Origin of the sequence: Micromonospora sp. 050-3 (genome assembly GCF_046549335.1) — a bacterium.
GTDB lineage: Bacteria > Actinomycetota > Actinomycetes > Mycobacteriales > Micromonosporaceae > Micromonospora > Micromonospora trifolii.
On record NZ_JAJPVX010000002.1, the window covers coordinates 2,543,112 to 2,568,506 of the forward strand.

The 25,395-nt window shown below is 71.8% G+C and carries 26 protein-coding genes; 11 read left to right on the plus strand and 15 right to left on the minus strand.

Annotation, left to right across the window (positions count from 1 at the left end; genetic code table 11):
• Window positions 1-70 precede the first annotated feature (70 nt).
• Complete coding sequence (locus ACLJOK_RS26745) at window positions 71-475, plus strand: winged helix-turn-helix transcriptional regulator (RefSeq protein ID WP_410821324.1); 405 nt, start codon at window positions 71-73, stop codon at window positions 473-475.
• A complete protein-coding gene (locus ACLJOK_RS26750; protein WP_410821600.1) occupies window positions 472-1,059 on the plus strand; it encodes a DUF1684 domain-containing protein in 588 nt (195 codons plus the stop codon). The genes ACLJOK_RS26745 and ACLJOK_RS26750 overlap by 4 nt, the downstream gene beginning before the upstream one ends.
• A 52-nt stretch (window positions 1,060-1,111) precedes the next feature.
• Here the strand turns inward: ACLJOK_RS26750 and ACLJOK_RS26755 are convergent, their stop codons facing one another.
• On the minus strand, window positions 1,112-1,699 hold the full coding sequence (locus ACLJOK_RS26755) for a general stress protein (protein ID WP_366629945.1): 588 nt from the start codon (window positions 1,697-1,699) through the stop codon (window positions 1,112-1,114).
• A 111-nt stretch (window positions 1,700-1,810) separates the two neighbouring features.
• On the opposite strand from ACLJOK_RS26755, the gene ACLJOK_RS26760 reads away from it, so the two are divergent.
• From ACLJOK_RS26760 to ACLJOK_RS26770, 3 genes are all read left to right on the plus strand, one after another.
• Window positions 1,811-3,640: a glycoside hydrolase family 15 protein gene (locus ACLJOK_RS26760; protein ID WP_410821325.1), complete on the plus strand. Its 1,830-nt coding sequence runs from the start codon at window positions 1,811-1,813 to the stop codon at window positions 3,638-3,640.
• Window positions 3,641-3,792: 152 nt separating this feature from the next.
• A complete protein-coding gene (locus tag ACLJOK_RS26765) occupies window positions 3,793-6,669 on the plus strand; it encodes a ricin-type beta-trefoil lectin domain protein (protein ID WP_410821326.1) in 2,877 nt (958 codons plus the stop codon).
• A gap of 130 nt (window positions 6,670-6,799) precedes the next feature.
• Window positions 6,800-7,300, plus strand: coding sequence for a metallophosphoesterase family protein (locus ACLJOK_RS26770; protein ID WP_410821327.1), 501 nt, complete (start codon window positions 6,800-6,802; stop codon window positions 7,298-7,300).
• A gap of 132 nt (window positions 7,301-7,432) precedes the next feature.
• Here ACLJOK_RS26770 and ACLJOK_RS26775 read toward each other — a convergent pair whose 3' ends face one another.
• The gene (locus ACLJOK_RS26775) at window positions 7,433-7,654 is read right to left on the minus strand and encodes a DUF3072 domain-containing protein (protein ID WP_410821328.1); all 222 of its coding nucleotides are present in this window, start codon (window positions 7,652-7,654) and stop codon (window positions 7,433-7,435) included.
• Window positions 7,655-7,754: 100 nt separating this feature from the next.
• On the opposite strand from ACLJOK_RS26775, the gene ACLJOK_RS26780 reads away from it, so the two are divergent.
• A complete protein-coding gene (locus tag ACLJOK_RS26780; RefSeq protein ID WP_410821601.1) occupies window positions 7,755-8,693 on the plus strand; it encodes an NAD(P)/FAD-dependent oxidoreductase in 939 nt (312 codons plus the stop codon).
• Between the two features lie 9 nt (window positions 8,694-8,702).
• Here the strand turns inward: ACLJOK_RS26780 and ACLJOK_RS26785 are convergent, their stop codons facing one another.
• From ACLJOK_RS26785 to ACLJOK_RS26795, 3 genes are all read right to left on the minus strand, one after another.
• Window positions 8,703-9,998, minus strand: coding sequence for a cation:proton antiporter (locus ACLJOK_RS26785; protein ID WP_410821329.1), 1,296 nt, complete (start codon window positions 9,996-9,998; stop codon window positions 8,703-8,705).
• 106 nt (window positions 9,999-10,104) lie between these two features.
• On the minus strand, window positions 10,105-10,782 hold the full coding sequence (locus tag ACLJOK_RS26790) for an HAD family hydrolase (RefSeq protein ID WP_410821330.1): 678 nt from the start codon (window positions 10,780-10,782) through the stop codon (window positions 10,105-10,107).
• A 29-nt stretch (window positions 10,783-10,811) separates the two neighbouring features.
• On the minus strand, window positions 10,812-12,950 hold the full coding sequence (locus ACLJOK_RS26795; RefSeq protein WP_410821331.1) for a SpoIIE family protein phosphatase: 2,139 nt from the start codon (window positions 12,948-12,950) through the stop codon (window positions 10,812-10,814).
• Between the two features lie 198 nt (window positions 12,951-13,148).
• On the opposite strand from ACLJOK_RS26795, the gene ACLJOK_RS26800 reads away from it, so the two are divergent.
• Window positions 13,149-13,958, plus strand: a complete 810-nt coding sequence (locus ACLJOK_RS26800; RefSeq protein ID WP_238682919.1) for a mechanosensitive ion channel family protein — start codon at window positions 13,149-13,151, stop codon at window positions 13,956-13,958.
• A 68-nt stretch (window positions 13,959-14,026) separates the two neighbouring features.
• On the opposite strand, the gene ACLJOK_RS26805 is transcribed toward ACLJOK_RS26800, so the two are convergent.
• Entirely contained in the window at window positions 14,027-14,380 is a 354-nt protein-coding gene (locus tag ACLJOK_RS26805) for a DUF6401 family natural product biosynthesis protein (protein ID WP_410821332.1), read from the minus strand.
• Window positions 14,381-14,541: 161 nt separating this feature from the next.
• On the opposite strand from ACLJOK_RS26805, the gene ACLJOK_RS26810 reads away from it, so the two are divergent.
• Window positions 14,542-14,991 (plus strand): hypothetical protein, encoded by a 450-nt coding sequence (locus ACLJOK_RS26810; protein WP_410821333.1) that lies wholly within the window; start codon window positions 14,542-14,544, stop codon window positions 14,989-14,991.
• On the opposite strand, the gene ACLJOK_RS26815 is transcribed toward ACLJOK_RS26810, so the two are convergent.
• Window positions 14,988-15,197: a hypothetical protein gene (locus ACLJOK_RS26815; protein WP_196922173.1), complete on the minus strand. Its 210-nt coding sequence runs from the start codon at window positions 15,195-15,197 to the stop codon at window positions 14,988-14,990. The genes ACLJOK_RS26810 and ACLJOK_RS26815 overlap by 4 nt on opposite strands.
• Window positions 15,198-15,354: 157 nt before the next feature.
• Between ACLJOK_RS26815 and ACLJOK_RS26820 the strand changes: the two genes are divergently transcribed.
• Window positions 15,355-16,662, plus strand: a complete 1,308-nt coding sequence (locus tag ACLJOK_RS26820; protein WP_410821334.1) for an MFS transporter — start codon at window positions 15,355-15,357, stop codon at window positions 16,660-16,662.
• On the opposite strand, the gene ACLJOK_RS26825 is transcribed toward ACLJOK_RS26820, so the two are convergent.
• The 4 genes from ACLJOK_RS26825 to ACLJOK_RS26840 form a co-directional block, all read right to left on the minus strand.
• Entirely contained in the window at window positions 16,620-16,880 is a 261-nt protein-coding gene (locus ACLJOK_RS26825) for a hypothetical protein (protein ID WP_410821335.1), read from the minus strand. The two genes, ACLJOK_RS26820 and ACLJOK_RS26825, sit on opposite strands and share 43 nt — an antisense overlap.
• Window positions 16,881-16,989: 109 nt before the next feature.
• Window positions 16,990-17,451, minus strand: a complete 462-nt coding sequence (locus ACLJOK_RS26830) for an SRPBCC family protein (protein ID WP_410821336.1) — start codon at window positions 17,449-17,451, stop codon at window positions 16,990-16,992.
• A gap of 51 nt (window positions 17,452-17,502) precedes the next feature.
• Window positions 17,503-17,919: a DUF2795 domain-containing protein gene (locus tag ACLJOK_RS26835; protein ID WP_088947320.1), complete on the minus strand. Its 417-nt coding sequence runs from the start codon at window positions 17,917-17,919 to the stop codon at window positions 17,503-17,505.
• Window positions 17,920-18,022: 103 nt separating this feature from the next.
• Window positions 18,023-19,018: a YihY/virulence factor BrkB family protein gene (locus ACLJOK_RS26840; RefSeq protein ID WP_410821337.1), complete on the minus strand. Its 996-nt coding sequence runs from the start codon at window positions 19,016-19,018 to the stop codon at window positions 18,023-18,025.
• A gap of 176 nt (window positions 19,019-19,194) precedes the next feature.
• Between ACLJOK_RS26840 and ACLJOK_RS26845 the strand changes: the two genes are divergently transcribed.
• Entirely contained in the window at window positions 19,195-19,596 is a 402-nt protein-coding gene (locus ACLJOK_RS26845) for a ChaB family protein (protein ID WP_410821338.1), read from the plus strand.
• A gap of 69 nt (window positions 19,597-19,665) precedes the next feature.
• Here the strand turns inward: ACLJOK_RS26845 and ACLJOK_RS26850 are convergent, their stop codons facing one another.
• Window positions 19,666-21,099, minus strand: a complete 1,434-nt coding sequence (locus ACLJOK_RS26850; RefSeq protein WP_410821339.1) for an aldehyde dehydrogenase family protein — start codon at window positions 21,097-21,099, stop codon at window positions 19,666-19,668.
• Between the two features lie 72 nt (window positions 21,100-21,171).
• On the opposite strand from ACLJOK_RS26850, the gene ACLJOK_RS26855 reads away from it, so the two are divergent.
• Window positions 21,172-22,779 (plus strand): phytoene desaturase family protein, encoded by a 1,608-nt coding sequence (locus ACLJOK_RS26855; RefSeq protein WP_410821340.1) that lies wholly within the window; start codon window positions 21,172-21,174, stop codon window positions 22,777-22,779.
• Window positions 22,780-22,910: 131 nt separating this feature from the next.
• Here ACLJOK_RS26855 and ACLJOK_RS26860 read toward each other — a convergent pair whose 3' ends face one another.
• The 3 genes from ACLJOK_RS26860 to ACLJOK_RS26870 all read right to left on the minus strand — a co-directional run bounded on the left by ACLJOK_RS26860 (window position 22,911) and on the right by ACLJOK_RS26870 (window position 25,254).
• Window positions 22,911-23,678, minus strand: coding sequence for a polyprenol monophosphomannose synthase (locus tag ACLJOK_RS26860; RefSeq protein WP_410821341.1), 768 nt, complete (start codon window positions 23,676-23,678; stop codon window positions 22,911-22,913).
• Between the two features lie 149 nt (window positions 23,679-23,827).
• The gene (locus ACLJOK_RS26865) at window positions 23,828-24,829 is read right to left on the minus strand and encodes an SDR family oxidoreductase (protein WP_410821342.1); all 1,002 of its coding nucleotides are present in this window, start codon (window positions 24,827-24,829) and stop codon (window positions 23,828-23,830) included.
• Window positions 24,826-25,254, minus strand: a complete 429-nt coding sequence (locus ACLJOK_RS26870) for an SRPBCC family protein (protein ID WP_410821343.1) — start codon at window positions 25,252-25,254, stop codon at window positions 24,826-24,828. Before ACLJOK_RS26870 ends, ACLJOK_RS26865 begins: the two co-directional genes overlap by 4 nt.
• Between the last annotated feature and the right edge of the window lie 141 nt (window positions 25,255-25,395).

The following is a 25,395-nucleotide window of genomic DNA, read 5'->3' on the forward strand; positions in this document are numbered from 1 at the left end:
TTGAATGTCCAACCACACGAACCGTAGCACCGACGGTTTGAAAATCAAACCAGAGCGAGACTCCCTCGCTGTGGCGCTCGACGCGGTCAACGACAGGTGGTCACTGCACATCGTGCGAGCGCTCGCATTCGGCGCATCGCGGTACACCGAGATCCTTCGCGCCGTCGGCGCGCCCAGGGACGTCCTCGCCGCCCGACTGCGAAAACTGGCCGAATCCGGCATTCTTCAGGCCCGTGCCACCGAGAACGGCAAGGTCGCGGGGTATGAACTCACCCAGAAGGGCAAGGATCTCGGGCAGGTCATCCTCGTGCTCAAGCGCTGGGGTGACACCTACAGCGAGGGCGACGTGCCCAGTGTTGAGTTCATCCACGACGTCTGCGGCCAGGTCTTCGTCGCCGAGGTGCGCTGCCAGGCATGTGGCAAGCCCGTCCGGTCCGGCGAGCTGTCATTCGATCAGGAGTCCCCGGCATGCTGAGCGATCTGGAGTTGGCCGACTGGCGGGAGCGGGTCGCCCGGTTGTACCTCTCCGACGTCGACCTGGCCGGCTTCCGCGCCGGCCGCGACGAACTCTTCGCCACCCACCCGCAGAGCCCGATCCCGCCAACGGAGCGGGCCGGCTTCAGCGGGGTGCGCTACTTCCCGCCCAACCCCAATGCCGTGGTCGAGGCGCCCCTGCGATCGGCCAGCGGTGAGCTGCGGATCGACACCGGTGGCCCGGACGGGGTGGTCGCGTACCGGCGGGTGGCGGTGGCCGAGACGCCGTGGGGGCCGTTGACCCTGTGGTGGATCGAGGCGTACGGGGGCGGGCTGTTCGTTCCGCTGCGCGACGGCACCTGCGGGCGGGACAGCTACGGGGGAGGCCGGTACCTCACCGACACGGTGAAGGGCACCTTCGGTCGGGGTGTGCAGCTGCTGCCCGGCGACCGGGTCAGGCTGGACGCCAACTACCTCTACAACCCGAGCTGCGCCTACGACGACCGCTGGGCCTGCCCGCTGGCACCACCGGAGAACCGGGTCGAGGTCGACATCCACGCCGGCGAGCTGGCGTACCACGACTGAACGACGAAACGGCCGCCCCGGCTTGTTGGCGGGACGGCCGGTCGATCGTCGGTCAGCGGGCGTTCGCCGCCGAGTTGGGCATCTGCATCCGACCGAGCAGCTGTCGCGCCTGGTCGGCGAGCTGCGCGTCGACGGTCACCGCGTACTGGCCGGCGCGCAGTGAGCTGGCCGAGGTGAAGTCGCGCTGCCCGCCCGTCATGGCGTGCGCGACCGCGCCGAAGACGGCACCCCAGATCGCACCGATGACCAGCCCGACCAGGATCACCGCCAGCCAGTTGCCGACTGTGAAGATGCCGAACAACAGGCCGATGAAGAGCCCGAACCAGGCGCCGGTACCGGCGCCGAGCAGGCCGGCTCGACCGGTGGTCATTCGCCCGAGCACCGTCTCCACCAGGGTGAGGTTGGTGCCGACGATGGCGCTGTGCTCCACCGGGAAGCGGTTGTCGGCCAGGTAGTCGACGACCCGCTGCGCGGTCGGATAGTCCGGGTACGAGCCGATCGTCACGGTCGGCGGGCCGGCCTCCGGCCCGTGGCCGTCACCGGCCGGTGTTGACAGGCGGCCGGCCGGCCCGGATGGAAGCAGGTCGCCACCCTGTGTGCCGGACCGCCAGGCGGCGGTCGGCCCCGAAGCTGACGTCATGAGCATCCTCCCTCGTCAGCTCTGCGCGTTCCCCTCCAGGCCGACCGGTAACGCGGTCTTCACCGCCGGGCAGGAGGGGAATGGGCGCGGACTGCCCGGGTAGGCAGTCAGGTGGAGAGCGGACAGATCAGCGACTACGGTTTCCTCGCCGACGGCCGCAGCGCGGCGCTGGTGGACGCCTCGGGCTCGGTGAACTGGTGGTGCCCGGGGCGGTTCGACGCCCCGTCGGTGTTCGGGCGGCTGCTCGACGACAACGCCGGGCACTGGTCGATCCAGCCCGAGGGCGACTACCGGGTCGAACGCTCCTACCTCGAGGACACCCTGGTGCTGCGGACGGTCTTCCGCACCGCCCAGGGTGAGGTCGCGCTGACCGACGCGCTCGCCTTCGAGCCCGGCTCACGCAGTCACGACATCGGCCTGCACTCGCCGCAGGTGCTGGTCCGTTCGGTGGAGGGGCTGTCCGGTTCCGTGCCGATGCGGTTGCACTACCGGCCGCGCTTCGAGTACGGCCGCACCGTCGCGTACCTGATCGAGCGGGAGGACATGCTGGAGGCCATCGCCGGGGCCGCCCGACTCACCCTGCGCGGCAGCGAGCGGTTGACCGCCGGGGACGGCGAGGCCACCGGGACGTTCACCGCCCGCGAGGGCACGAAACACAACTTCACCCTCGGGTACGCCCCGACCTACGACGCCCCGCTGCCCGAGGTGCCGGACGCCGACCAGACCATCGCCGACACCGTCGCCGGCTGGCGCTCCTGGTCGGCCGATCACCCCTATGACGGGCTCTACCCCGAGCAGGTGCGGCGCAGCCGGCTGGTGGTGCAGGGCATGACGTACAGGCCCAGTGGAGCGGTGGTGGCCTCGGTGACCACCTCGCTGCCGGAGAAGCTCGGCGGGGACCGCAACTACGACTACCGCTACGTCTGGGTGCGCGACTTCAGCCTGACCCTGCGGGCGCTGTGGCGGACGGCGTGCCTGGACGAGGTGCAACGGCAGTTCGCCTGGTTGGGCCGGGCGATGGGCCGTATCGACGACAAGCCGGTGCCCATCATGTACGGGGTGCTGGGGGAGCGGGATCTCACCGAGCACCGCCTGGAACAGCTCGGCGGCTACCGCGACAGCCCGCCGGTGGTGATCGGCAACGACGCGTGGCAGCAGCGGCAGACCGACATCTTCGGCGAGGCGCTCGATGCCGCCTGGTTGATGCGCGACAAGCTGGAGCCGCTGGGCCCGGAGGTGCAACACGTGCTCCGGTTGCTCGCCGACCAGGCCGCGCGGGACTGGGCGTTGCCCGACGCGGGGATGTGGGAGGAACGCGGCGTCCAGCACCACCACGTGTCCTCGAAGGTGCAGTGCTGGGTCGCCCTGGATCGGGCGGTCCGTTTCGGTGACAAGCTCGGCGAGCCGCAGGACGTGGCCCGCTGGGCGGCCGCCCGCGACTTGGTGCGCACGGAGGTACTCGAGCGGGGCTGGAACGAGCGGCTCCAGTCGTACACCGGGAGCTTCGAATCCGAGGACCTGGACGCCTCGGTGTTGGTGATGCCGCTGGTCGGCTTCGTGCGGGCCGACGACCCGCGGATGCGCTCGACGATCCGTGCGGTGGAGCAGCGGCTGTCCCACGACGGCCTGCTGCGGCGTTGGGAGGGCGACCCGGCGGGGTTTCTCATCTGCTCGTTCTGGCTGGTGTGTTGCCTGGCGCTGGCCGGTGAGCGGGACCGGGCGCACGAGTTGTTCCGGGGGCTGGCGGAGCGGGTCAACGACCTCGGCCTGTTCGCCGAGCAGATCGACCCGCTGACCGGGGAGCAGCTGGGCAACTTTCCTCAGGCGTTCTCCCACATCGGACTGATCAACGCGGCCGGTGTGCTGACCGACGTCGAGCGGGACCCGACGCTGCGTCAGTGCGGAATGCCGCCGGCGCACTTCTCGCCGATGCGCCAGTGAGCCGGACTTTCGCGCGAAACGTGACAACTTTCTATCTGGTGACGCGAAGTTCTATCGCTTTCCAGTGAAAGGCGTTAATGTCCGGGACACCCTGCGGTGCTCCTCCAGTCGGCGGGAGCGGCACCGAGATCCCCCGGACAGCTGGAGGTCTCGTGTCCCGCACACCGCGCCGACGTCTCGTCAGCGCCACCACACTGCTCACCGTCCTGGTCACCCTCTGCCTCGTCCCGCAGGCAAGCGTTCTGCCGGCCGCCGCGTCCCCGGCCCAGGCCGCCGCTCTCGCCCCGCCCGCCACCGTCGGTTTCGAGAAGGTCGCCCTCGACGGAGGCCTCTCCATGGGCGAACCGATCGAACTGGCCGTCGCCCCCGACGGCAAGGTCTTCTACATCAACCGGGGCACCAGTGCCGCCGGTGGGCAGGTCCGCCTCTACAACCCGGCGACCAGGTCCACCACTGTGGCCCTGACCCTGGCGCTGGACGCCCGCTTCGAGGACGGCCTGATCGGCATCACCCTGCACCCGAGCTTCGCGAGCAACCGCTGGGTCTACCTCTTCTACTCGCCGAAGGTCACCCCACTGGTCAATCGGATCAGTCGGTTCACCTTCAACCCGTCCACCCTGCTGCTCGACCCGGGCAGCGAGGACGTGCTCATCGAGTGGCCCACCGAACGCGATCTCTGCTGCCACTCGGCCGGCTCGATGAGCTGGGACACCGCCGGCAACCTGTACTTCGCGGTCGGCGACAACACCAACTCCGGCGGCGACTCCGCCGGGATGGCCCCCATCGACGAGCGGACGAGCCGCAACGCGCAGTACGACGCCCAGCGCACCTCGGGCAACACCAACGACCTACGCGGCAAGATCAACCGGATCCACCCGGAGAACGACGGCAGCTACACCGTCCCCACCGGCAACCTCTTCGCCGCCGGCACCGCGCGAACGCGCCCGGAGATCTACGTGATGGGCGTGCGCAACCCGTACCGGATCTGGGTGGACCGCAAGGCCAACAACACCCTCTACTGGGGTGAGGTCGGCCCGGATGCCGGCACCGACCTCGCCAACCGTGGCCCGGCGGCCTACGACGAGTTCAACCGGGCCAACGGGCCCGGCAACTACGGCTGGCCGTACTGCGGCGGTCCCAACGTCGCCTACAACGACTGGGACTTCGCCACCGCCACCCCGCGTGGCTGGTTCCCCTGCGGGGGCTCGGCCGGCCCGGTCAACAACTCACCCCGCAACACCGGCGTCCAGCAGCTTCCGCCGACGAAACCGGCACTGGTCTGGGAGCAGCACGGCGGCAGTGAGGACTGGCCGGCGCTGGACAACCCGGGTGGGTGCGGGTCGCCCAACCACGTCGAGGTCTACCACTACGACCCGAACCTCGTCTCGGACGTGAAGTGGCCGGCCTACTACGACAACAAGTGGCTGATCTCCGAGTACTGCCGCAACTGGATCAAGGAGGTCCAGTTCGACAACGGCAACCCGTCAACCGGGGCGCCGACCGTCATCGAGCCGGTGCTCGCCGGCATGAAGCTCGTCCACCCGATCGACTGGCAGTTCGGCCCGGACGGCTCGCTCTACCTGCTCGAGTACGGCAGCGGCTACTTCTCCGGCGCTGTCGACGCCGGTCTCTACAAAATCAACTATGTCCAGGGTGGCCGGTCGCCGGTCGCCAAGGCCACCGTCAACCGGGACAGCGGCCTGGCCCCCCTGTCGGTGACCTTCTCCAGCGCCGGCAGCTCGGACCCGGACGGCGACCCTCTGACGTACGCCTGGGACTTCACCAACAACGGCAGCACCGACTCGACCGCCGCGAACCCGTCCTTCACGTACTCCGCCAACGGCAGCTACAGCGCCCGGCTCACCGTCAACGACGGCACCGGCCGCAGCGCCACCACAGTGGTGTCGGTGGTGGTCGGCAACAATCGGCCGACTGTCACGTTGACCGGCCTGCCCGCCGGCGGGCTCTTCGACTGGGGGCAGGACCTGGCGGTGGGCGCTTCGGCCAGCGACCCGCAGGACGGCACGCCGGCCTGCTCGGCGGTGGTCGTCAGGGCCGCCCTGGGCCACCAGGAGCACGCCCACGAGGAGGGGGAGGGGACCGGCTGCGGCGCCACCTTCAACACCGGCCCGGTGCACGCCGGCCCCGACTCGGTGCTCTTCTTCGTCCTGCGTGGCAGCTACACCGATCGCGGCGCGACCGGCTCGGCCGCACTCACCGGTGAGCAGGAGATCAGCCTCTACCCGAAACAGTGGCAGGCCGAGCACTTCGTCCAGCTCAACGGCCCCAAGGTGATCGACCAGGCGGCGGCCGAGGGCGGCAGGCGGCTGGGTGACGTTCAGAACGGCGAAAGCGTCCGGCACCACGCGGTGAGCCTCAAGGGGATCACCGGCGTCCGGGCCCGGATCTCCTCCGGCGGCCCCGGCGGCACCCTCTCCTTCCGGTACGACTCACCGACCGGCACCGAGGTCGCCCGGATCGCGGTGCCGAACACCGGCGGCTGGGACAACTACACCGAGCTGAGCGCCACGGTGACCAAGCCCGACGACGGCACCCACGACCTGTACCTGGTCGTCACCGGTGGCAGCGGGGCGTTGCTGGACGTGGACAGCTACACCTTCACCGGCCCGGGCGTCGGCACCGGCGGGGCGCGCACCGGTGAGGTCAAGGCCCTCGGCAAGTGCGCGGACATCGCCTCCAGCCAGACCGCGAACGGCACCAAGGTGCAGACCTGGACCTGCAACGGCACCGCCGCTCAGAGCTGGACACTGCCCGGCGACGGTACGGTGCGGGGGCTTGCCAAGTGCCTGGACGTGAAGGCGAGCGGCACCACCGACGGCACCCTCGTGCAGCTTTACGACTGCAACGGCAGCGGGGCCCAGCAGTGGGCCGCCCAGTCGGACGGCAGCCTGCGCAACCCCCAGTCCGGGCGTTGCCTGGACATCCCCAACTCGGATCTCACCGACGGTCGGCAACTGCGGATCTGGACCTGCAACGGCACCGGGGCGCAACGCTGGACCCTGCCGTGACCGCCCCCTGACCGGCTCGGCACCCGTACCCGAGCGTCGATGACGCACGGGGCCGGGCGGCGGAGGCGGAGCCCGGCCGTCCACCCACGTCCCCCGGGTGGGCGGCCGGGACTCGGGGCACAATGCCGGTATGCGGCTGGTGCTCACGGCGGACACCCACGTACCGAAGCGGGCCCGGGACCTACCCGGGCCTCTCTGGGCGGCGATCGAGGCGGCCGACGTGGTGGTGCACGCCGGCGACTGGGTGGACGAGGCACTGCTCGACGCCATGACCGCGCGATCACGCCGACTGATCGCTGTGTACGGCAACAACGACGGCCCGGCGCTGCGCGCCCGGCTGCCGGAGGTGGCCCGGGTCGATCTCGACGGCCTGCGGGTCGCGGTGGTGCACGAGACCGGGCCCCGGACCGGCCGGGAGAAGCGGTGCGCGGCCCGCTTTCCGGATGTCGACCTGCTGGTCTTCGGGCATTCGCACATCCCCTGGGACACCGAGGCGCCCGGTGGGCTGCGCCTGCTCAACCCCGGCTCACCCACCGACCGCCGCTCCCAAACCCACGGCACCTACCTCACCGCCGAGGTGCACGCCGCCACCCTCAGCAAGGTGAACCTGCACAACCTGCCCCGTCCCTGACGGGCCCACCCCGCCCCTCACCCGGGCCAGCACGCCCCTTCCCCGCGATCTTGCACTTGCTGTCGATGGTTTGCGCGTTAAGCGGCTTCTATCGCGACAGGAAGTGCAAGATCGCGGGGAAGGGGTCGGGTCCTACTGGCCTCGGCCGGTCTTGGCCTGGAGTTCGTCGATGCGCTTGGACGCCTCGGCCTTGGTGAGGTCGTCCGGGAGATCCGCGTCGGCCTCACGGGCGAGCGTGCTCAGGTAGGACTCCTGTGCCGCCGTCGGCGGCTCGTCCCCGGTGACCCACTCGTCCGGGTCCTTGATCGCGGCGTTCTGGTCGGCCTGCTCGGTGCGGCGGTCCGTCATCGTCATCACCCTCTCTTTCGAACAGGTGTACCAGTACCCCGCTCTCCGGTGATTCATGCCGAACGCCGCCACCTACGATCATCTGATGACGGAGGACCGGTCGAGCGTGGTGGTGGTCGGGGCGGGCATCGCCGGAATGGCCTGTGCGGTCGAGCTGACCCGGGCCGGGGTGCCGGTGCAGGTCCGGGAGCGGGGGCACGTCTGCGGTGGCCGGATGGCCAGCAAACGCTTCCAGGGCCGGCCCGCGGACATCGGCGCCGCCTACTTCACCGCCACCGACCCGGACTTCGCCGCACTGGTCGAGCAGTGGCGCGCCGCCGGGCTGGTCCGCGAGTGGACCGACACCTTCCAGGCGTACGACCGGAGCGGAACCCACGAGGTCCCCGGACCGATGCGCTTCGCCGCCCCCCGTGGGCTGCGCTCGTTGGTCGAACACCTGGCCGGCGCGGTGCCGGTGACAGTCGACCGGCTGGTGCTCACCGTGGAGCCCGGCCCGATCGTGGACGGGCAGTCATGTTCGGCGGTCGCCCTGGCCATGCCGGGCCCGCAGGCCGCCCTGCTGCTCGACCCGGCCCTGACCGACGCCACCCGGGTCGTGCAGGAGCAGCGCTGGTCACCGTCGCTGGCCGCCGTGCTGCGCTTCCCGACCCGGCACTGGCCGGACTTCCGGGGCGCGTTCGTCAACGAGCACCCGGTCCTCAACCTCGTCTGCGACGACGGCGACCGGCGCGGAGACGGCGCGCCGGTGCTGGTCGCGCACACCGTGCCGGAGTTCGCGGCTGGGCACCTGGCCCAACCCACCGGGGCCGGCCCGGCGATCGAACAGGCCGTCCGAGATCTGCTCGGGCTGCCCGAGCAGGCCGTCGACGTGCACGTGCACCGCTGGACGTACGCGAAGCCGACCAGCGACGCCGGCGGCGCCACCCACCACCTCGACGCCGACGGGATCGGCCTGGCCGGCGACGCGTTCGGCAAACCCCGGGTGCAGAGCGCCTGGCGCTCCGGCCGGGACCTGGGCCGGGCGCTGGCCGCCCGCCTGGGCTGAGTTACCCGCTCAGGCGTGCCCGGCTGCCGCGACCGGCCGCGCGTCGTCGCTCCGCTCGGCCGGGTCGGAGGTCCGCTCTCCCTCCCGGTCCAGCAGCTGCATGACCGGGGTCGCCGTGATGCCGTGCACCACGACGGAGACGAGCACCACCAGCCCGACCGTCGCCCAGAGCAGCTCGGCCTGCGGGAAGTCGGCTTTGGTGGTGGCGTACGCGAGGTAGTAGAACGAGCCGACGCCACGAATGCCGAACAACGAGATGACCCAGTGCTCGGCCGGGCGTCCCGGGGCGCCGCGCAGCGACAACCAGCCGATCAGCGGCCGCACCAGGAACACCAGCGCCAGCCCGACGGCGGCCGCCGGCCAGGTCAGCGGGCCCAGCAGGCCACCCACTATCGCGCCGCCGAGCAGCAGCAACAGCACCAGTGTGAGCAGCCGTTCGACCTGCTCGGCGAAGTCGTGCAGCACCGAGTGGAACTCGCTGGTCCGCTCGGCGGCCCGAATGGCCCGGGCGGCCACGAACACCGCCAGGAAGCCGTACCCGCCGACCACCTCCACCAGCCCGTACGCCAGGAACGTGGCGGCCAGCGCCAGGAAGCCCTCGGCGTGCCGGGCCAGCCGCAGCTTGCTGGGCGCGCGGAAGAACAACTTGCCGAGCAACCAGCCGATGAGCAGGCCACCGCCGACGCCGACGCTGATCTTCCAGAGCACGTCCACCGTGAACCACTCGGCCAACCAGTCGCTCGGGGCGAGGCTGGTCGAGGCGATGGCGATGGCGGCGTAGACGAACGGGAACGCCAGCCCGTCGTTGAGGCCGGCCTCGGAGGTCAACGCGAAGCGGACCTCGTCCTCGGAATCCTCCACGTCGGTCGGCTCGCCGACCTGCACGTCCGCGGCGAGCACCGGGTCGGTGGGCGCCAGCGCGGCGCCCAACAACAGCGCGGCGGCCGGCACCAGCCCCGCCCACCACCAGCCGAGCAGGGCCACCGCCGCGATGCACAGCGGCATCGCGATCGCCAGCAGCCGCCAGGTGGACGACCACCGCCGCCAACTCAACGGCCGGTCGATCTTCAGCCCGGCACCCATCAGCGCGACGATCACGCCGATCTCGGTGAGGTGGGTGGTCAGCTCCGGGTGGGCCAGGGGGTCCGGTGACGGCAGCCCGACCGGCAGCAGGAACACCAGCATGCCGAGGGCGAGGAAGGCGATCGGCATGGACAGCGGGCGTTGCTCCAGCACCCGCGGCAGGATGCCCGCGAGCAGAGCGCCCAGCCCTACCAGCGCAAACGCCACATCTACCGGCTCCACGGCACCACCCTTCTGCCCGCACCCGCGAGGCGCGGGCAGGTGGTGACGTCCTTGCCCCGCAAGGGCTCCGGCTATGCGCGTCCGCGTCGGTGGAGCCGAGTGATCCTCACCGGGGCCGGGTGAGTGGCGAGTCCGTCAACTCGTGCAACAGCGCGGCCGGGTCGTCGTACACCGCCACGGCACCCGCGCCGGCGAGCTCACCTCGGCTGGTGCCACCGCAGGTCAGGCCCACACACGGGATGTTCAACGCCCCGGCCGCGACGACGTCCCACACCGAGTCGCCGACGAAGACCACCCGCTCGGCGGTCAAGCCGGACTGCTCCAACGCGGCGACCAGGATGTCCGGTGCCGGCTTGCTCTGCTGGGCGTCCGCCGAGGAGGTGATCGTGTCGATCACGTCATCGGCGGCCAGCGCCCGACGAAGCGCGCCCACTTCGGGTTCCGAGGCGGAGGTGGCCAGCACGACCCGCAACCCCCGCTCGGCGCAGGAGCGCAACAGGTCGGCCGCCTGGGGTAGCGGCGTGAGTCGTTCCCAGTACTCGGCGTAGAGGGTGTCGTGCGCGTCGCGCAGCCTCGAGTCGGCGTCGCGGTCCCGCTCCGGGCCGAGGAGATGGTCCAGGAGTTTGTCCGACCCCATCCCGATCGAGCGGTGCACCACCGCCATCGGCACCGGCTGGTCGGTCTGGCGTAACGCCTCCCACCAGCTCACCGTGTGCAGGTAGGTGGTGTCGACCAGGGTGCCGTCGACATCGAAGAGGACCCCGGCGGGCCGGTCGGTAGCCATGGTCCTTCCTCCTCCTACCCTCGAGCGGCTCAGGGGTGCACGGTCGGCGGCGTGAGGATCTCGAACCAGACCGTTGAGCCCCGAACCGACGGGTCGGTGCCCCAGGCGTCGCTGAGCTCCTCGATCAGGCCGAGGCCGCGCCCGCGACTGCTCAACGTGTCGGTACGTGCCCGGGTCACGGTGCCCCGGGTGCCGGAATCCGCTACCGAGACGAGCAGCCGTTCGGCGCTGAGGTCGATCTCCACCCGGGCGGCAGTGCCGGCGTGCAGCAACGCGTTGGTGGTCAGCTCGCTGGTGCAGAGCACCGCCGCCCCGATCACCGACTCGGGCACCTGCCACTCGGTGAGATGGCCGGTCAGCCAGTGCCGTACCCGGCTGGGCGCGGTCGGCTCGGCGGGCACCTCCATGCTCGCCGAACGACTCGGTTTGAGCGCGTGCTCAACCGCCAGCACTGCCACGTCGTCCTCCGTGCCGCCCGGGACCGCCGCGGTGGCCACCGCGCAGAGCGCGCGGGGGTCGCCGCTGCCGGCCTTGGCGATGGCGTCGCTCAGGGTGGCCAGCCCGGCGCTCAGGCTCTGCCGGCGACGCTCCACCACCCCGTCGCTGAACAACAGGAGGGTGTCACCGGGACGGAACGGGACAGTCGTGGTGCCCGGCCGGCCGCCCAGCCCCAGCGGCGGCCCGGCCGGGACGTCGACGTACTCGGCGTGAAACCGACCATCCGGGGCGCCGCGGCGGATCAGCGGCGCGGGATGCCCGGCGCTGGACAGGGTCAGCTCCCGCCGCTCCGCGTCGATCACCCCGAACGCCACAGTGACGAACAGCTCGTGGGTGCCGGCCTCCGCGCCGAGGCTGGTCACCAGCCGGTCCAGGCCGGCCAGGACCGAGGCGGGCGTCGGGTCGGCCAGGGCCAGGGCGCGCAGCGCGGCCCGGACCTGCCCCATCCGCGCGGCGGCCTGCACGTCGTGCCCGGCGACGTCGCCCAGCACCACGCCGAGCGAGCCGTTGGGCAGCAGGAACGCGTCGTAGAAGTCACCGCCGGCCGCGTTGCCGTCCACGCCCGGGTCGTAGCGGGCCGCGATCCGCAACCGGGGAAGATCCGGCAGGTGCTCCGGCAACATGCTGCGCTGCAACAGTTGGGCAGTGCCGTGCTGGGTCTCGAACCGGCGGGCCCGCTCGGCGGCCTGGCCGATGAGCTCGGCCGAGGCGGCCAGCAGTGCCCGCTCGGCGGGAGACCAGGTGTGCGGGACCTGATAGCCGACCGCCAGCCCGCCGCGGACCACCGAGGTGCCCAGCGGCAGGGCCGCCATCGCCTGAACCTTCTGGTCGTGGCGGTCCACGGCGGTGTCCCGCAGCGGCTGCCCGTCGCGGGTGAACGACGGGGCGCCGGAGCGGGCCGCCTGCACCACCGGAGCCGACCAGTCCGCAGATGCGCGCCGCCAGAGCGGGGGAAGCCGCTCATCGGCCTCGTCCAACAACTCGCCACGGACCCGACGCACCATGCGCCAGCCGCCGCCGCCCTCGTCGACAGCGAACGAGGCCTGGTCGGGGTCGAACGTGGTGATCGCGTACCGCAGCGCCACCCGGGCCACGTCGTCGAGGGTGAGGGTGCCGGCGAGCGCTGCGGCCACCTCGCTGAGGCTCTGCAGCTGCTCGGTGACGTGGGTGGTCTCGGCAGCGACCGTCAACACGCCGACGATCTGCCCGGCGCTGTCACGCACCGGTGAGTAGCCCCGGGTGAAGACCGCCTGCTCCACCGTCGCGGAGTGCCCACGGACAAGCGGCAGGGTGGACTCCTTCTCCAGGAAGGGCTCGCCCTGCCGGTAGCAGCGCTCGATCACCGCACCGACGCCGGGAAGCGCCCAGATCTCCGCGAACACCTCGGCGGCCGGACGGCCGAGGGCGCTCGGGTGCTTGGTGCCCAGCAGTTCGGCGTAGCCGGCGTTGTAGAGCAGGACGAGATCGTCGCCGTACGCCAGGGCCATCGGCATCGGCGAGGTGAGGACCAGCTCCACCACGGCCTGGAGGGCGACGTCCCAGTCGTCGACCGGGCCCAGCGGGGTGTTGGCCCAGTCGTGGGCGAGCACGCCGACGGCCGGGCCGGACCCGGTGGGTGCGCCCGGGCCCGGAGTTGCTGGCGTGGGGACCCGCCCGACCGTTCCTGGCATGTTCGCAGCCTAGTCGGCCGACCGGAAAAGGCATCCGACCACGGCCGCGGGCCGTCGCCGAGTCCGTCGCGGTGGCCGTTCGGGCAGTTCAGGGCCCCTGTCCGGAGGTCTGTCGGGAAAAACGCCGCTCGCTGCGCGGAGTGCCGGACCGGTTGCCGGGTATGCGCCCGGCGCAGTCCATGCGACAGGAGGGACATCATGCTGAAAACCCTCGCGGTCCGGCAGGCCGACATCGGCGATGCCATCGCCGACACCTGGAGGTCGGTGCTGCTCTTCATCCCGAAGGCAGTGGCCTTCATCGTCATCCTCGTGGTCGGCTGGCTCATCGCCAGAGCCGTCCTCAAGATCGTGGATACGGTGCTGGAACGGGTGCGTTTCGACCAGGCGGTCGAACGCGGTGGTATCAAACGGGCCCTGGAGAGAACGAAGTACGACGCCAGCGACATTCTGGCCAGACTGGCGTACTACGCCGTACTGCTGTTCACGCTGCAGTTCGCTTTCGGAGTCTGGGGGCCCAACGCGATCAGTGACCTGATCAGCGGCGTGGTGGCCTGGCTGCCGCGCGCGTTCATCGCGATCGTCATCGTGGTGGTGGCGGCCGCGATCGCCAACGCTGTCCGGGATCTGGTCACCGGGGCGCTGGGAGGGCTCTCGTACGGCAAGGTCCTGGCCGACCTGACGGCGATCTTCATCATCGCGCTCGGTGTGATCGCCGCCCTGAACCAGGTGGGTATCGCCACCACGGTGACCACTCCGGTGCTGATCGCGGTGCTCGCCACTGTGGCCGGCATCCTGATCGTCGGCGTCGGCGGTGGTCTGGTGAAGCCGATGCAGAACCGCTGGGACGGCTGGCTGCAGCGGGCGGCCCAGGAGGCTCGGGCGGTGCAGCAGCAACGTCAGGCCGCCTCGGCCGGGCGTAGCGACGTGGAGCGGCAGATGGCCGACCGCGGGGGTGACCGCACCCAGGCCATGCCTCGGGTGGACGAAGCCCAGCAGTACCGCTCGTAGCGGCGAGGAACGGCACAAAGGGTGGGAGGGTGCTCCGCGTACGACGCGGGGTGCCCTCCCGTCGCGTGTCAGTGCCGGTCGAGTGCGCGTGCCAGCGCGCAGACCGCGACCAGGCGGGTGAGCAGCCACTCCGGCTGGCTCCAGTCCACCGGCCCGCTGGGCGGCGTCCACCCGTGCTCCAGGGCGGCGGCGCGCACCCCCTCGGCGTAGCCGGCGAGCGCCGCGGAGGTCAGCGGCGTGCGGTCCCCGTCGAGGCTGTCCCGGACGGCCGCCGCATGCTGGTCGACGAGGGCCAGCAGCCCCGGCCGTGCGGCGGCGGCGGCGAGGCCGACAGTGCCCACGGAGACGGTGAGGGCGGCCAGGGTGGACCGCGCCGAGTCGACGGCGGTACGGGAGGCGACCCGGTTGAACGGCACACGCATGGTGACCGAGGCTAACCGACCAGTGACCGGGTCGACCTCGTCCGCTCGGTGGATGTCGGCTGCGCCACTGGGCGCTCGCCGCTGACCTGGGGGACTGATCCGGCACAGACGGGGCAGCAGGAGAACACCCACTGATGACGGGACACGGCACGGAGGCACGGATGGGACAGCACGCGGACGGACCCGACGAGCGGCACCGGCGGCCGGACGGCGTCAGCGACGCGACGGTCGCCGCGCTCGGCAAGCTCAGCGAGGCGCTGGAGTGTGTGGAGCGGGCCCGGGGGCACCTCTACTCGATGCACCAGTTGATCGGCCATGCCGACCTGATGCTCGACGACGCGGTGGAGCAGTTCCACGCCGCCGGCCATCCGCACCTCGCCGACCGGATCGCCACCGAGTTGCGCGGCCGCAACGTCATCGCCGGACGGTGGACGTTTCAGATCGTCGAGGACTTCGACGACGGCTACCACGCGCTGTTCCGGGAGTTGGACCAGCAGGCCCGCGACGAGTTGGTGTGCGGGCGACGCCACCTGTACGAGGCGGAGATGAAGGAACGCCGCCGTAGCCGGGGCCGGCCGGGCCACGAGGCCCGGCCGGGCGCCGAGGGCTAGTCGCTTGTCGCGTCGGCCGGGCGACGCCGTGCCGCGTCGTCAGCGATGATCACGGTGGCCACCATCAGCGCGACGCAGAGGCTGAACAGCCACGACTCGTCGGCGACGAGCCAGGCGGACACGGGCGCCTGAAGCGCGGCGAGCAGGAAGCCGAGCCAGGCGAGCCGGCGCTGACGCGTGGAGAGGATTCCGGAGCCTTGATGCATCCCGAAATTCTTACGCGAACCGGCCGGCTTGCCGTCCTCCGATCGGCCGATTCTGGTCGAGCTGTCCGTTTTCTCGACCGTACGGACACGACTTCTTTGCGTCGGGGGCGGTTGGGTCCCGACGGCGTTAGGGTGCGCTGCGGCAGGATGGTGTCTCGTGTCCACCGCGCCCGCGCGTCCCCGCGCCTCGCTGCTCCTGCTGGCCTACCTCGCGTTCGTCAGCCTCGGTCTGCCCGACAGTCTGCTCGGCGTCGGCTGGCCATCGATCCGGGGCGACTTCGACGTACCCACCGAGGCGGTCGGGTGGGTGCTCACCGCCGGTACCGTCGGCTATCTCACCTCCAGCGTGCTGGCCGGTTTCACGCTGGCCCGGGTCGGCGTGGGGGCCCTGCTCGCCGGCAGCACCCTGCTGGCCAGCCTGGCGCTGACCGGCTACTCGGTGAGCTCGACGCTGGCGGTGCTGGTGGGCTGTGCGCTGCTGGTCGGGCTCGGCTCCGGCGCTGTCGACTCCGGGCTCAACGCGTACGCCGCCGGTGCCTTCGGGGCCCGCCACATGAACTGGTTGCACGCCTTCTTCGGCCTCGGTGTGGCCATCGGTCCACTGATCATGACCGGGGTGCTGAGCGCCGGGCTCGCCTGGCGCTGGGGGTACGGCATCGTGGCCGCCGCCCAACTCGTCCTCGCCGTCGCGTTCGCGCTCACGATACGGGCCTGGCACCGCGGCGTACCGGCCGGCGTCGGCGCCGGGGTGCCCACCGAGGCGGGCGCATCGGTCCAGGCCACGCCCGCCGCACCGATCCTCGGGGTCCCGGTTCGGGACACGCTGCGGCTGCCGGCGGTCTGGTCGGGGATGCTCGCCTTCATGCTGTACGTCGCGATCGAGGTGTCCGCCGGGCTGTGGGCGTTCCTGCTGCTGACCGAGGGGCGCGGGCTCAGCGCGGCGCTGGCCGGCGGCTGCGTCTCCGCGTACTGGGGCAGTCTCTTCGTCGGTCGGATCGTGCAGGGCCTGGTGGCCGAGCGCCTGGGGGCGGGGCTGGTGTTGCGCGCCAGCCTTGCCGGGATGGCCGTCGGCGCGGCGCTGATCGCCGTTCCCGGGCCGGCCGTCCTGGCGGTGCTCGGCCTGGTCGTTGTCGGTTTCGCCGCCGCACCGGTGTTTCCGCTGCTCACCCTCACCACCGCCGAGCGGGTCGGCGCGGCGCACGCGGACCGCGCCATCGGCCTCCAGATCGGCGCCTCGGGCGTCGGCGCGGCGCTCGTTCCGACCGGGCTGGGCGTGCTGATCGGCAACACCTCGGTGCAGGTGCTGGGCTCGGCACTGCTGGTGCTCGCGCTGGCGCTGATCGCGCTCTACGAGTGGGGCGCACGCCGACCCACCGTCGGGCCACCCGTGCCGGCGGTGCCCGCCCAGCCCGGGAGCGATCCTCAGACGTCCGGCCCGGTCCTGCCGGTGGTGGACGGGCGGTAGGCGCGCTGCGGGTCGGTGTCCTCCCGGCTGTTGCCCCGGACGGCACCGTCTCGGTCCGACGCGGCCGGTCCGTGCCCGAACGCGGACTCCTCGCCGGCGTCGTTACCCGTCACGTCGTCAGCCTCCCCGTCGAGGCTGGAGCCCGACACGGCGCGCTCCAACTCCTCCAACGGAAGCCGCTCCTCGTCCCGCCACACCCTGATGTTGTCGTCGGTCATACCTTCAGCCGTACCCGGGCACGATGATCGCAAACGGTGCCCGGCGAGCATGCTCGGGTACGGCGATGGCCGCCGGGATACCGGCGGCCATCTCAGGTCCTGCTCACTGTCACGGCTGCGGACGGTCCACCTGTCCGCGCCAGGCACCGGTCTCCTGACCACGCCGCTCGATGTAGGTCTTGAACCGTTCCAGGTCGCCCTTGGCCCGCCGGTCGACGATGCCGAGCTTGTCGCCGGCCTGCTCGACCACACCGTGCGGCTCGAACTCGAGCTGCAGGGTGACACGGGTCTTGTCCTGGTCCAGTCGGTGGAAGGTCACCACGCCGGCCTGCTGGGAGCCGTCGGTCGAGCGCCAGGCGACCCGCTCGTCGGGGAGCTGCTCGGTGATCTCCGCGTCGAACTCGCGCTTCACCCCGGCGATCTCCACCGTCCAGTGGGTCATCGTGTCGGAGAGCTGCCGGACTTCCTGCACACCCTCCATGAACTCGGGGAACTCCGCGAACTGCGTCCACTGGTCGTACGCGGTGCGTACGGGTACGGACACGTCAACATGTTCGGTTACGCCACTCATCGGGGAACCTCCTTCAGCCGCTGGGGATTGCCGGATCGGGGGCGATCCTGCTCACCAGCGAGTTGTCTCGTTCTTGTTGCCGAGCGCGGCCCACACCTCGGAGACCGTCTGGTAGACGGTGCCCTCGGGCAGCCGTTCCAGCGCCGCCACGATGTCGTCCGGCGCCTCGTTCTCGCGGGCGCTGGCGATGAGCACCAAGCGGTCGCCCGGCAGCGCGCTCATCGAGATGAACCGGCCGAGCCGGCTGCGCTGCTCGACGTCCGTGGAGCTCATGCCCTGTGGGGTGCCGGTGCGCAGGTCGCCGGCCGGGGCGGTGGTCGTCTCCGGCTGGTCCTCGCCAGCCGGTTCCGGCACCCGCGACTCGTCGACCCGAGAGCCACCGGTCCCCGGCCCCTGTACGAGGCCGCTGACCTCCTGACTCATCTGTTCGTCGATCCTCGGTCCGTGCTTGCTGTTGCCACGCTCCATGCCTTCTGCGCTACCCGGCACCTCGTCCGATAAACCGGCACCGGGCCACGAACCGGCCCTCGGCCCGACCGTGGACCGGACATGCGAGCCGGAAAGCGAAGGCTCAGTCGTCGGCGGGCTTGCGCGGCGGCAGCACCGGCTCCTCCGGGTCCGGGTCGCCGGCCTGCAACTGTCGCCCGCGTTGCACCTCGGAGTTGATCTGCGCGCCCAGCATCAGCGCCGAATTGGACAGGTAGAGCCAGACCAGGAACGCGATGGCCGCTCCGAGGCTGCCGTAGGTGGTGCTGTACGAGCCGAAGTTCGCCACGTAGAGGCCGAAGCCGAAGGAGGCCGCCGCCCAGGAGATCAGGGCCACCGCGCCGCCCGGGGTGAGCCAGCGGAACCGGGGCTGACGCACGTTCGGAGCGATCCAGAACAGCAGGGACAGCAGCACCATCATGATCATGGCGAGCACCGGCCACTTCGCCACGCTCCAGGCCGTGCGGGCCAGGCCGCCGGCGTTGACCAGGTCGCCGACCGCGTCGGTGACCGGCCCACTGACGATCAGGCCAAGGGCGACCACCGCGAGCAGCACCAGCGTGATCGCGGCCAGGCCGATCTGTAGCGGCCGAAGCTTCCAGACCGGGCGGCCCTCGGTCACCCCGTAGACGGCGTTCGAGGCCCGGGTGAACGCGCCGATGAAACCCGACGCGGACCACAGCGCGCCCAACAGGCCGAAGCTCAGCAGCAGCTTGGGGTTGCTCTGGTCGAGCACGACGGTCCGGATCACCCCGACCACGCCGCCCTCGTCGCCCTTGTCGTCCGTCAGCACCGACCCGGCGCCCACCTGGTTGGCCAGGTCGACCACAGTGTCCAGGGTCCGCTCCCCGTCGGAGACCAGACCGACCAGGGCCACCACCACGATGGCGGACGGAAAGAGCGCCAGAACCCCGTAGTAGGTGAGCGCGGCGGCCCAGTCGGAGCAGTTGTCGTTGACGAAGTTCTGCACGCTGCGGACCAGTACCCCGCGCCAGGTTCGCCAGCTCAGCTGCCGCATCCGTCGGGGCACCCGGGTGCCCGGTGTGCCGTCGAGCGTCGTACCGGGGTCCGTGGTCGTCATGCCCGCTCCCTGCGCCCCGGCCGCCGGATGACCGGTCGTCCGGTCTGGCCTGGCCCGGCGGTACCCGGATGGGGAAATTGACAAACCCGCCCGGTACCCGGCCGGCGCCGCTAGGGTTTGCCGCCACGTCACCGGGGAACGGTCACAGTGACCCTGTCGACACGGAGGAGGACGAGATGCCCGGGCGCGAGGACCTGCCCAGCACGCTGCGACGCTCCCCGGAGAAGGCGCAGCACACCTGGGAGAAGACGCACGACTCGGCGGTCGAGACCTACGGCGAGGGGGAGCGGTCGCACCGCACCGCCTTCGCCGCAGTGAAGCACCAGTTCGAGAAGGTGGGCGACCACTGGGAGCCGAAGGGCCGCAAGGGCCCCAGCGACCAGCAGGCCGCCGGTGGCGGGCCGGAACGACGGGCTCCCACCGCCGGCGGCGTGGACGCCAACGCCACCAAGGACCACCTGATGTCGGTGGCCCGCAAACTCGACGTGCCCGGGCGGTCCAGCATGACCAAGCCGGAGCTGGTCACGGCCATCGAGAAGGCCAACGACCGCGCCACCCGAAAGGCCCGCGGCGACTGACGCCACCGCATCACAGCACAACAGACGCGGTACGGGCGGACGCGCCACTCCTGCGTCCGCCCGCACCGTTCACCAGTGCCCGCCGCCCGGCGCCTCGATGTGCACCGCCTTCGTGGCGGTGAACTCGTCCAGCAACTCCGGGCCGTACCCGAAGCCCTGCCCGCTGGCCCGGCGCGGATGCGCGGCACCCCCCGGCGCACCCCCGAACACCGCGTTGACCTTGACGGTTCCCACTGGCAGCTCCCGCCAGGCCCGCTGCGCGTGACTCATCGACGGGGTCAACACCGAGGCGGCCAGCCCGTACGGGGAGTCCGCCGCGCACTGCAGCGCCTCGTCGAACGAGTCGACGACCACCACCGGGGCTACCGGCCCGAAGGTCTCCTCCCGGACCAGTGGCATGTCGTGGCGGCAGTCAGTGACGACGGTGGCCGGGTAGAACGCCCCCGGCCCGTCCGGCACCTCGCCGCCCACCCGCACCCGGGCGCCGTCCGCCATCGCGGCCGCCACCTGTCCGTGGACGTGGTCCCGGTGCGACCGGTCGACCAGCGGACCCAGCTCGGTGCCCGGGTCCCGGCCCGGCCCGATCCGCAGCGCTCCGGCGCGTCGTACCAGCGCGGCCACGAAGTCGTCCGCCACCTCCCGGTGCACGTAGAGCCGCTCCACCGCCACGCAGATCTGCCCGGCGTTGGCGAACGCGCCGAGCGCGGCCTGCTCCGCCGCCCACTCCGGGTCGACGCCCGCGTCCACGATCAACGGGTCACTGCCGCCGTTCTCCAGTAGCACCTTCGCGCCGGTCCGGGCCGCCGCGGCGGCGATCGCCCGCCCGGTCGCCGTGGAACCCACATGGGCCACCACGTCGACCTCCTGCGCCGCCAGTGCCGCACCCACCTCCGGGCCGCCGGTGAGCAGCGACAACACCCCGGCCGGCAGCGCCTGATCCAGTGCCCTGGCCAGCAGCCAACCCGTCGCCGGTGTCCGTTCGCTCGGCTTGTAGAGCACCACGTTCCCGGTCACCAGGGCCGCGCCGAGCAGTCCACAGGAGACCGCCACCGGGTCGTTCCAGGGGGTGATCGCCGCGACCACCCCGCGTGGCTGCGGGGTCAGGAAGTCCAGCGCGTCGGTTTCGCCGTTCAGCGTGCGCCCGCCGCGCAGCGGCGCCAGTTCCGCATACTGTCGCAGGGTGCCGATCCCCGCCTCGACGCCGCCGCGGGCGTCCGCCAACGGCTTGCCCATCTCCGCGGTGACCGCCGCCGTCAACTCCTCGACGACCGCCTCCACCGCGTCCGCGGCCCGGTGCAGCGCCGCCGCCCGTTCCGCCGGCGCGGTCGCCGCCCACTGGGCCGCCGCGTTGCGGGCCGCCTGGGTCGCCTTGCCCACCTCGTCGGCAGTGGCCACCGGCACCGTGCTCACCGGCGCGTCGTCCGCCGGATCACGCACGACCAGTTCGCCGCCGTCGCCGCCCGCACCCCACACCCCGCCCACCAGCTGCGCAACCGTGTACATGCGGCGCTGGTTGCCCCGGCCTCGACGAGGCAAACGCGTTTCGCCCGGTTGCGCGCCGGGTAGGCGGATCCGATGACTACCACCACCGCGCAGAGCGCTGACGCCGTCATCGTCGGCGCCGGGCACAACGGCCTGGTGGCGGCCAACCTGCTGGCCGACGCCGGCTGGGACGTGGTGGTGCTGGAGGCGACAGCGGTGCCCGGCGGCGCGGTCCGCTCCGCCGAGGTCACCGCGCCCGGCTACCTCAGCGACCTCTACAGCTCGTTCTATCCCCTCGGGTACGCCTCGCCGGTGCTGGGCGGCCTCGACCTGGGTCGACACGGACTGTCCTGGCGGCACTCGCCGGACGTGCTGGCGCACCTGCTGCCGGACGGTCGGGCCGCCGTGATCAACCGGGACCCGGACGTCACGGCCGCGTCGCTGGAGCAGTTCGCCCCCGGGGACGGTAAGCGCTGGCTCAACGCGTACACCGACTGGCTCGACGTGGCCGAGCCGATGCTGGAGGCGATCACCTCGCCGTTCCCGCCGGTACGTGGCGGACTGGGCCTGCTGCGCCGGCTGCGCGTCGCCGGCGCGCTGCGACTCGCACGCCGGCTCGTCGTACCGGTCCGCAAACTGGGCGACGAACTCTTCGACGGCCCCGGCGGGCCGGCCCTGCTGGCCGGCTGCGCCCTGCACACCGACCTCTCCCCGGAGGAGGCCGGCTCCGGGGTGTACGGCTGGCTGCTGGCCATGCTCGGCCAGCAGATCGGTTGGCCGGTGCCCGACGGCGGCGCGCAGCAGATCACCAACGCGCTGGTGGATCGGCTACAGGGGCGCGGCGGAACGATCATCTACGGTGCACGGGCCGACCGGGTGCTCACCGCCCGGGGCCGGGCGATGGGGGTCCGGACCGTCGGCGGGGCACTGTGGCGGGCCCGGCGGGCCGTGCTCGCCGACGTGCCCGCGCCGGCGCTCTACCTCGACCTGGTCGGCGCGGCGGCACTGCCGTCGCGGCTGGTGGAGGACCTGGCGCACTTCCGGTGGGACGGCTCCACCCTGAAGGTGGACTGGGCGCTCTCCGCGCCGGTTCCCTGGACGAACCGGCAGTTGGCCGGCGCCGGCACCGTGCACCTCGGCGCGGACCTGAACGGGCTCACCCACTACGCCAGCGAGTTGGCCCGTGGCGAGCTGCCTCGCGACCCGTTCCTGCTGGTCGGGCAGATGTCGGTGGCGGACCCGAGCCACTCCCCGCCGGGCACCGAGTCGCTCTGGTCGTACACCCACCTGCCGTTCCGGCGGAACTGGCGGGCCGAGGAGGTCGCCGGGCACGTGCAGCGGGTGGAGGACGTGCTGGAAGCGGCGGCACCGGGTTTCCGGCAACTGATCGTGGGCCGACACGTGGCCGGGCCGGCCGACCTGGAGAAGGGCAACCCGAGCCTGGTCGGTGGCGCGCTCGGTGGCGGGACCGCAGCCGCGTACCAGCAGCTCTTCCTGCGCCCGATCCCTGGCCTGGGCCGGGCCGACACGCCGGTGGACCGGCTCTTCCTGGCCAGCGCGTCGGCGCACCCCGGCGGCGGTGTGCACGGCGCACCGGGCGCGAATGCGGCCCGCGCGGCGCTGGCCCGCGACCGCGCGCTCACCGGCCGCGCCTACGCCGCAGCCATCTCCACCGCCCACCGAGCCATCTACCCCACCTAACCCCACCCCCCACCTAACCCGCCTCGCTCGTCGATCAAGGAGTTGTGGTGGGTGACAAAGCGCCCGCCGAGGCTCTAAACGGGCACCACAACTGCATGATCGACCAGGGCGGGTGGGTGGGTGGGGTGGGGTCAGCGGGTGATGTTGCGGTGTTTGCTGCGGAGGCGGAAGGGCATGAGGGCGCTCTCCACCTTGGTCGCGGTGGTCATCTTGGAGACGCCGTCGCGCCGCTCCTCGAAGCGGATCGGCACCTCCAGGATGGTGTGCCCCAGCTTGGTGGCGAGGTAGTGCATCTCCACCTGGAAGCTGTAGCCGTTGGACTGCACCCGCTCCAGGTCGATGTCGCGCAGGGCCTCGGCCCGCCAGATCTTGAAGCCGGCGGTGAGGTCCCGGATGCGTACCCGCAGCAGCGTGTGCACGTAGAGGTTGGCCCAGCCACTGAGCGCCCGACGGTAGAGCGGCCAGTTCTCGTCCAGCTCGCCGCCGGGCACGTACCGGGAACCGATCACCACGCTGGCCTGGGTGGAGAGCAGCGCGCCGAGCATCCCCGGCAGCGCCTCGGGCGGGTGCGAAAGGTCGGCGTCCATCTGCGCCACGTACTCGGCGCCGCCCTCGATCGCCCGGGTCATCCCGTCCACGTACGCCCGGCCGAGGCCCTCCTTGCCGGCGCGGTGCACGACCTCGATCCGGTCGGGGTGCTCGATGGCCAGCTTGTCGGCCACCTCCCCGGTGCCGTCGGGGGAGTTGTCGTCGGCGACGAGGATGCGCAGCCCCGGCAGCGACAGCGCGAGCAGCCGCTCGACCAGCGCCGGGAGGTTGCCCGCCTCGTTGTACGTGGGCACGACGACGGTCACGCGTGCGTCCCGCCACGGCGACGGCAACTGCACCGGCTTGATCATGTCGGTCATCCTCGGTTTGCGGACAAGGGTCATGGAAAGGGTATCTAGTTCCCGCATTCGGTCCGAGGGAGGCACCCCTCCCGGGCGTTGCGGACCCTCGCCGCCCGCCGCCTGCGGACGTCGAAGCCCTGGTCAGAGGCTTGCGCCGGTCAGCGCCGCCGGCGAGCGACAGCACTGAGGGCGAGCGCCGCGAGGGCGAGCGCGACACCGGAGAGCGCCGGTTTGTGCGTGCCGACCCAGAGCGCCGCGGAACGGTCACGCGCCCGTTCGCGGAACACCCCCGCGGTGCCCCGGTCCGTGTCCGCATCGCCGGGGTGATCCAGATTGTCCCGCCAGGTCGCCGGATCGATCTTCTCACCGGTCTGCTGGCTGTCATAGCCGTCGCGGGCCAGCTTCCGGTCCAGCAGGCCGGGGAACAGGGCGTCGCCCACCCGCGCCTGCCAGGTCGGGCCACCCACGTTCAGCTCCCTGGTGCCGCGGTCGGCGGCCCAGACGATGGCCCGGGCGGCCAGCTCCGGAGTGAAGATCGGCGGTACCGGCTGCGGATGGCGGGGCAGCCGGGTGCGGACCCAGGAGAACTGTGGCGTGTTGACAGCGGGCAGCTGCACCATCGACAACTTCACCCCCGGGCAGTCGTGCAGCAGCTCGGCGCGCAGCGAGTCGTTGAACCCCTGGACGGCGTGCTTGCTGGCGCAGTACGCCGACTGGAGCGGAATCCCCCGGTAGGCCAACGCCGAGCCCACCTGCACGATCGTGCCCCGCCCGTGCGCCCGCATGTGCCGCAGCGCGGCGAGGGTGCCGTGCACCGTGCCCAGGTAGGTGACCTCGGTGACCCGACGGAACTCGCGTGCCGGGATCTCCCAGGCCGGCGCGAACACCGACGCCATCGCGTTGTTGACCCACACGTCGATGCCGCCCCAGCGGTGCACCACGTCGTCGGCGGCCTGCTGCACCGCGCCCGCGTCGGCCACGTCGACCTGGTACACCCGGACGTCGGTCGCGCCGCGCAGCCGGCACTCCCGTTCGGCGGCGACCAGACCCGCCTCACCCCGAGCCAGCAGCGCCAGCCGCGCGCCGCGCGCCGCGTACGCGTGGGCGACGGCCCGGCCGACGCCGGCGCTCGCGCCGGTCACCACCACGGTCCGGGTCATGAGGCCCCCTTCTGTCGGACGGCGATGTCGGAGAGTCGGGCCAGCGTCTCCCGGTTACGCCGGTGCAGCACCAAATCGTTGACCTTGTTGTGGACCCAGCGCAGCGGGCCGGCGGCAAAGTCCTCCCCGAGGCGGACCCGGGTGGCGCCCTCGCCCACCGGTTGAAGGGTGAAGGCCACGATCGCCTCGCCGGCCGGCCAGAGCCCGGCCTTGAGCACGAGCCGGTGCGGTGGTTCGCAGACCAGCACCGTCGAGGCGTCCTGCAAGGAGAGCGGCCACGGCCCGGCCCGGTGATGCAGTTGGCTGCCCACCCGGGGCCAGGCGTCGTCCACGTCACGTACGTGTGCGGTGCCCACCACCCAGTCGCTGTACGTCCACCCGTCCGCGAGCACGTCGAACACCTGCTGCGGGGGGGCATCGATCACTTTCTCCACAATCGCCACCGGGATCCCATACCCGGAGCACGGGACGGGCTAACGGCTGACCGGGTTAGCTTCTCGGCGACGGCGGGTAAGGCCGACCCGGGGCATCGCTGGCGGCGCTGGCCCACCGCCTGTACGACGACG

Bases quoted from the DNA above. Each gene is read 5' to 3' on its own strand.
- ACLJOK_RS26755 (WP_366629945.1), bottom strand. From the start codon at position 1,699: ATGACGTCAGCTTCGGGGCCGACCGCCGCCTGGCGGTCCGGCACACAG.
- ACLJOK_RS26770 (WP_410821327.1), top strand. From the start codon at position 6,800: ATGCGGCTGGTGCTCACGGCGGACACCCACGTACCGAAGCGGGCCCGG.
- ACLJOK_RS26775 (WP_410821328.1), bottom strand. From the start codon at position 7,654: ATGACGATGACGGACCGCCGCACCGAGCAGGCCGACCAGAACGCCGCG.
- ACLJOK_RS26790 (WP_410821330.1), bottom strand. From the start codon at position 10,782: ATGGCTACCGACCGGCCCGCCGGGGTCCTCTTCGATGTCGACGGCACC.
- ACLJOK_RS26795 (WP_410821331.1), bottom strand. From the start codon at position 12,950: ATGCCAGGAACGGTCGGGCGGGTCCCCACGCCAGCAACTCCGGGCCCG.
- ACLJOK_RS26800 (WP_238682919.1), top strand. From the start codon at position 13,149: ATGCTGAAAACCCTCGCGGTCCGGCAGGCCGACATCGGCGATGCCATC.
- ACLJOK_RS26805 (WP_410821332.1), bottom strand. From the start codon at position 14,380: ATGCGTGTGCCGTTCAACCGGGTCGCCTCCCGTACCGCCGTCGACTCG.
- ACLJOK_RS26810 (WP_410821333.1), top strand. From the start codon at position 14,542: ATGGGACAGCACGCGGACGGACCCGACGAGCGGCACCGGCGGCCGGAC.
- ACLJOK_RS26815 (WP_196922173.1), bottom strand. From the start codon at position 15,197: ATGCATCAAGGCTCCGGAATCCTCTCCACGCGTCAGCGCCGGCTCGCC.
- ACLJOK_RS26825 (WP_410821335.1), bottom strand. From the start codon at position 16,880: ATGACCGACGACAACATCAGGGTGTGGCGGGACGAGGAGCGGCTTCCG.
- ACLJOK_RS26830 (WP_410821336.1), bottom strand. From the start codon at position 17,451: ATGAGTGGCGTAACCGAACATGTTGACGTGTCCGTACCCGTACGCACC.
- ACLJOK_RS26835 (WP_088947320.1), bottom strand. From the start codon at position 17,919: ATGGAGCGTGGCAACAGCAAGCACGGACCGAGGATCGACGAACAGATG.
- ACLJOK_RS26840 (WP_410821337.1), bottom strand. From the start codon at position 19,018: ATGACGACCACGGACCCCGGTACGACGCTCGACGGCACACCGGGCACC.
- ACLJOK_RS26845 (WP_410821338.1), top strand. From the start codon at position 19,195: ATGCCCGGGCGCGAGGACCTGCCCAGCACGCTGCGACGCTCCCCGGAG.
- ACLJOK_RS26850 (WP_410821339.1), bottom strand. From the start codon at position 21,099: ATGTACACGGTTGCGCAGCTGGTGGGCGGGGTGTGGGGTGCGGGCGGC.
- ACLJOK_RS26855 (WP_410821340.1), top strand. From the start codon at position 21,172: ATGACTACCACCACCGCGCAGAGCGCTGACGCCGTCATCGTCGGCGCC.
- ACLJOK_RS26860 (WP_410821341.1), bottom strand. From the start codon at position 23,678: ATGATCAAGCCGGTGCAGTTGCCGTCGCCGTGGCGGGACGCACGCGTG.
- ACLJOK_RS26865 (WP_410821342.1), bottom strand. From the start codon at position 24,829: ATGACCCGGACCGTGGTGGTGACCGGCGCGAGCGCCGGCGTCGGCCGG.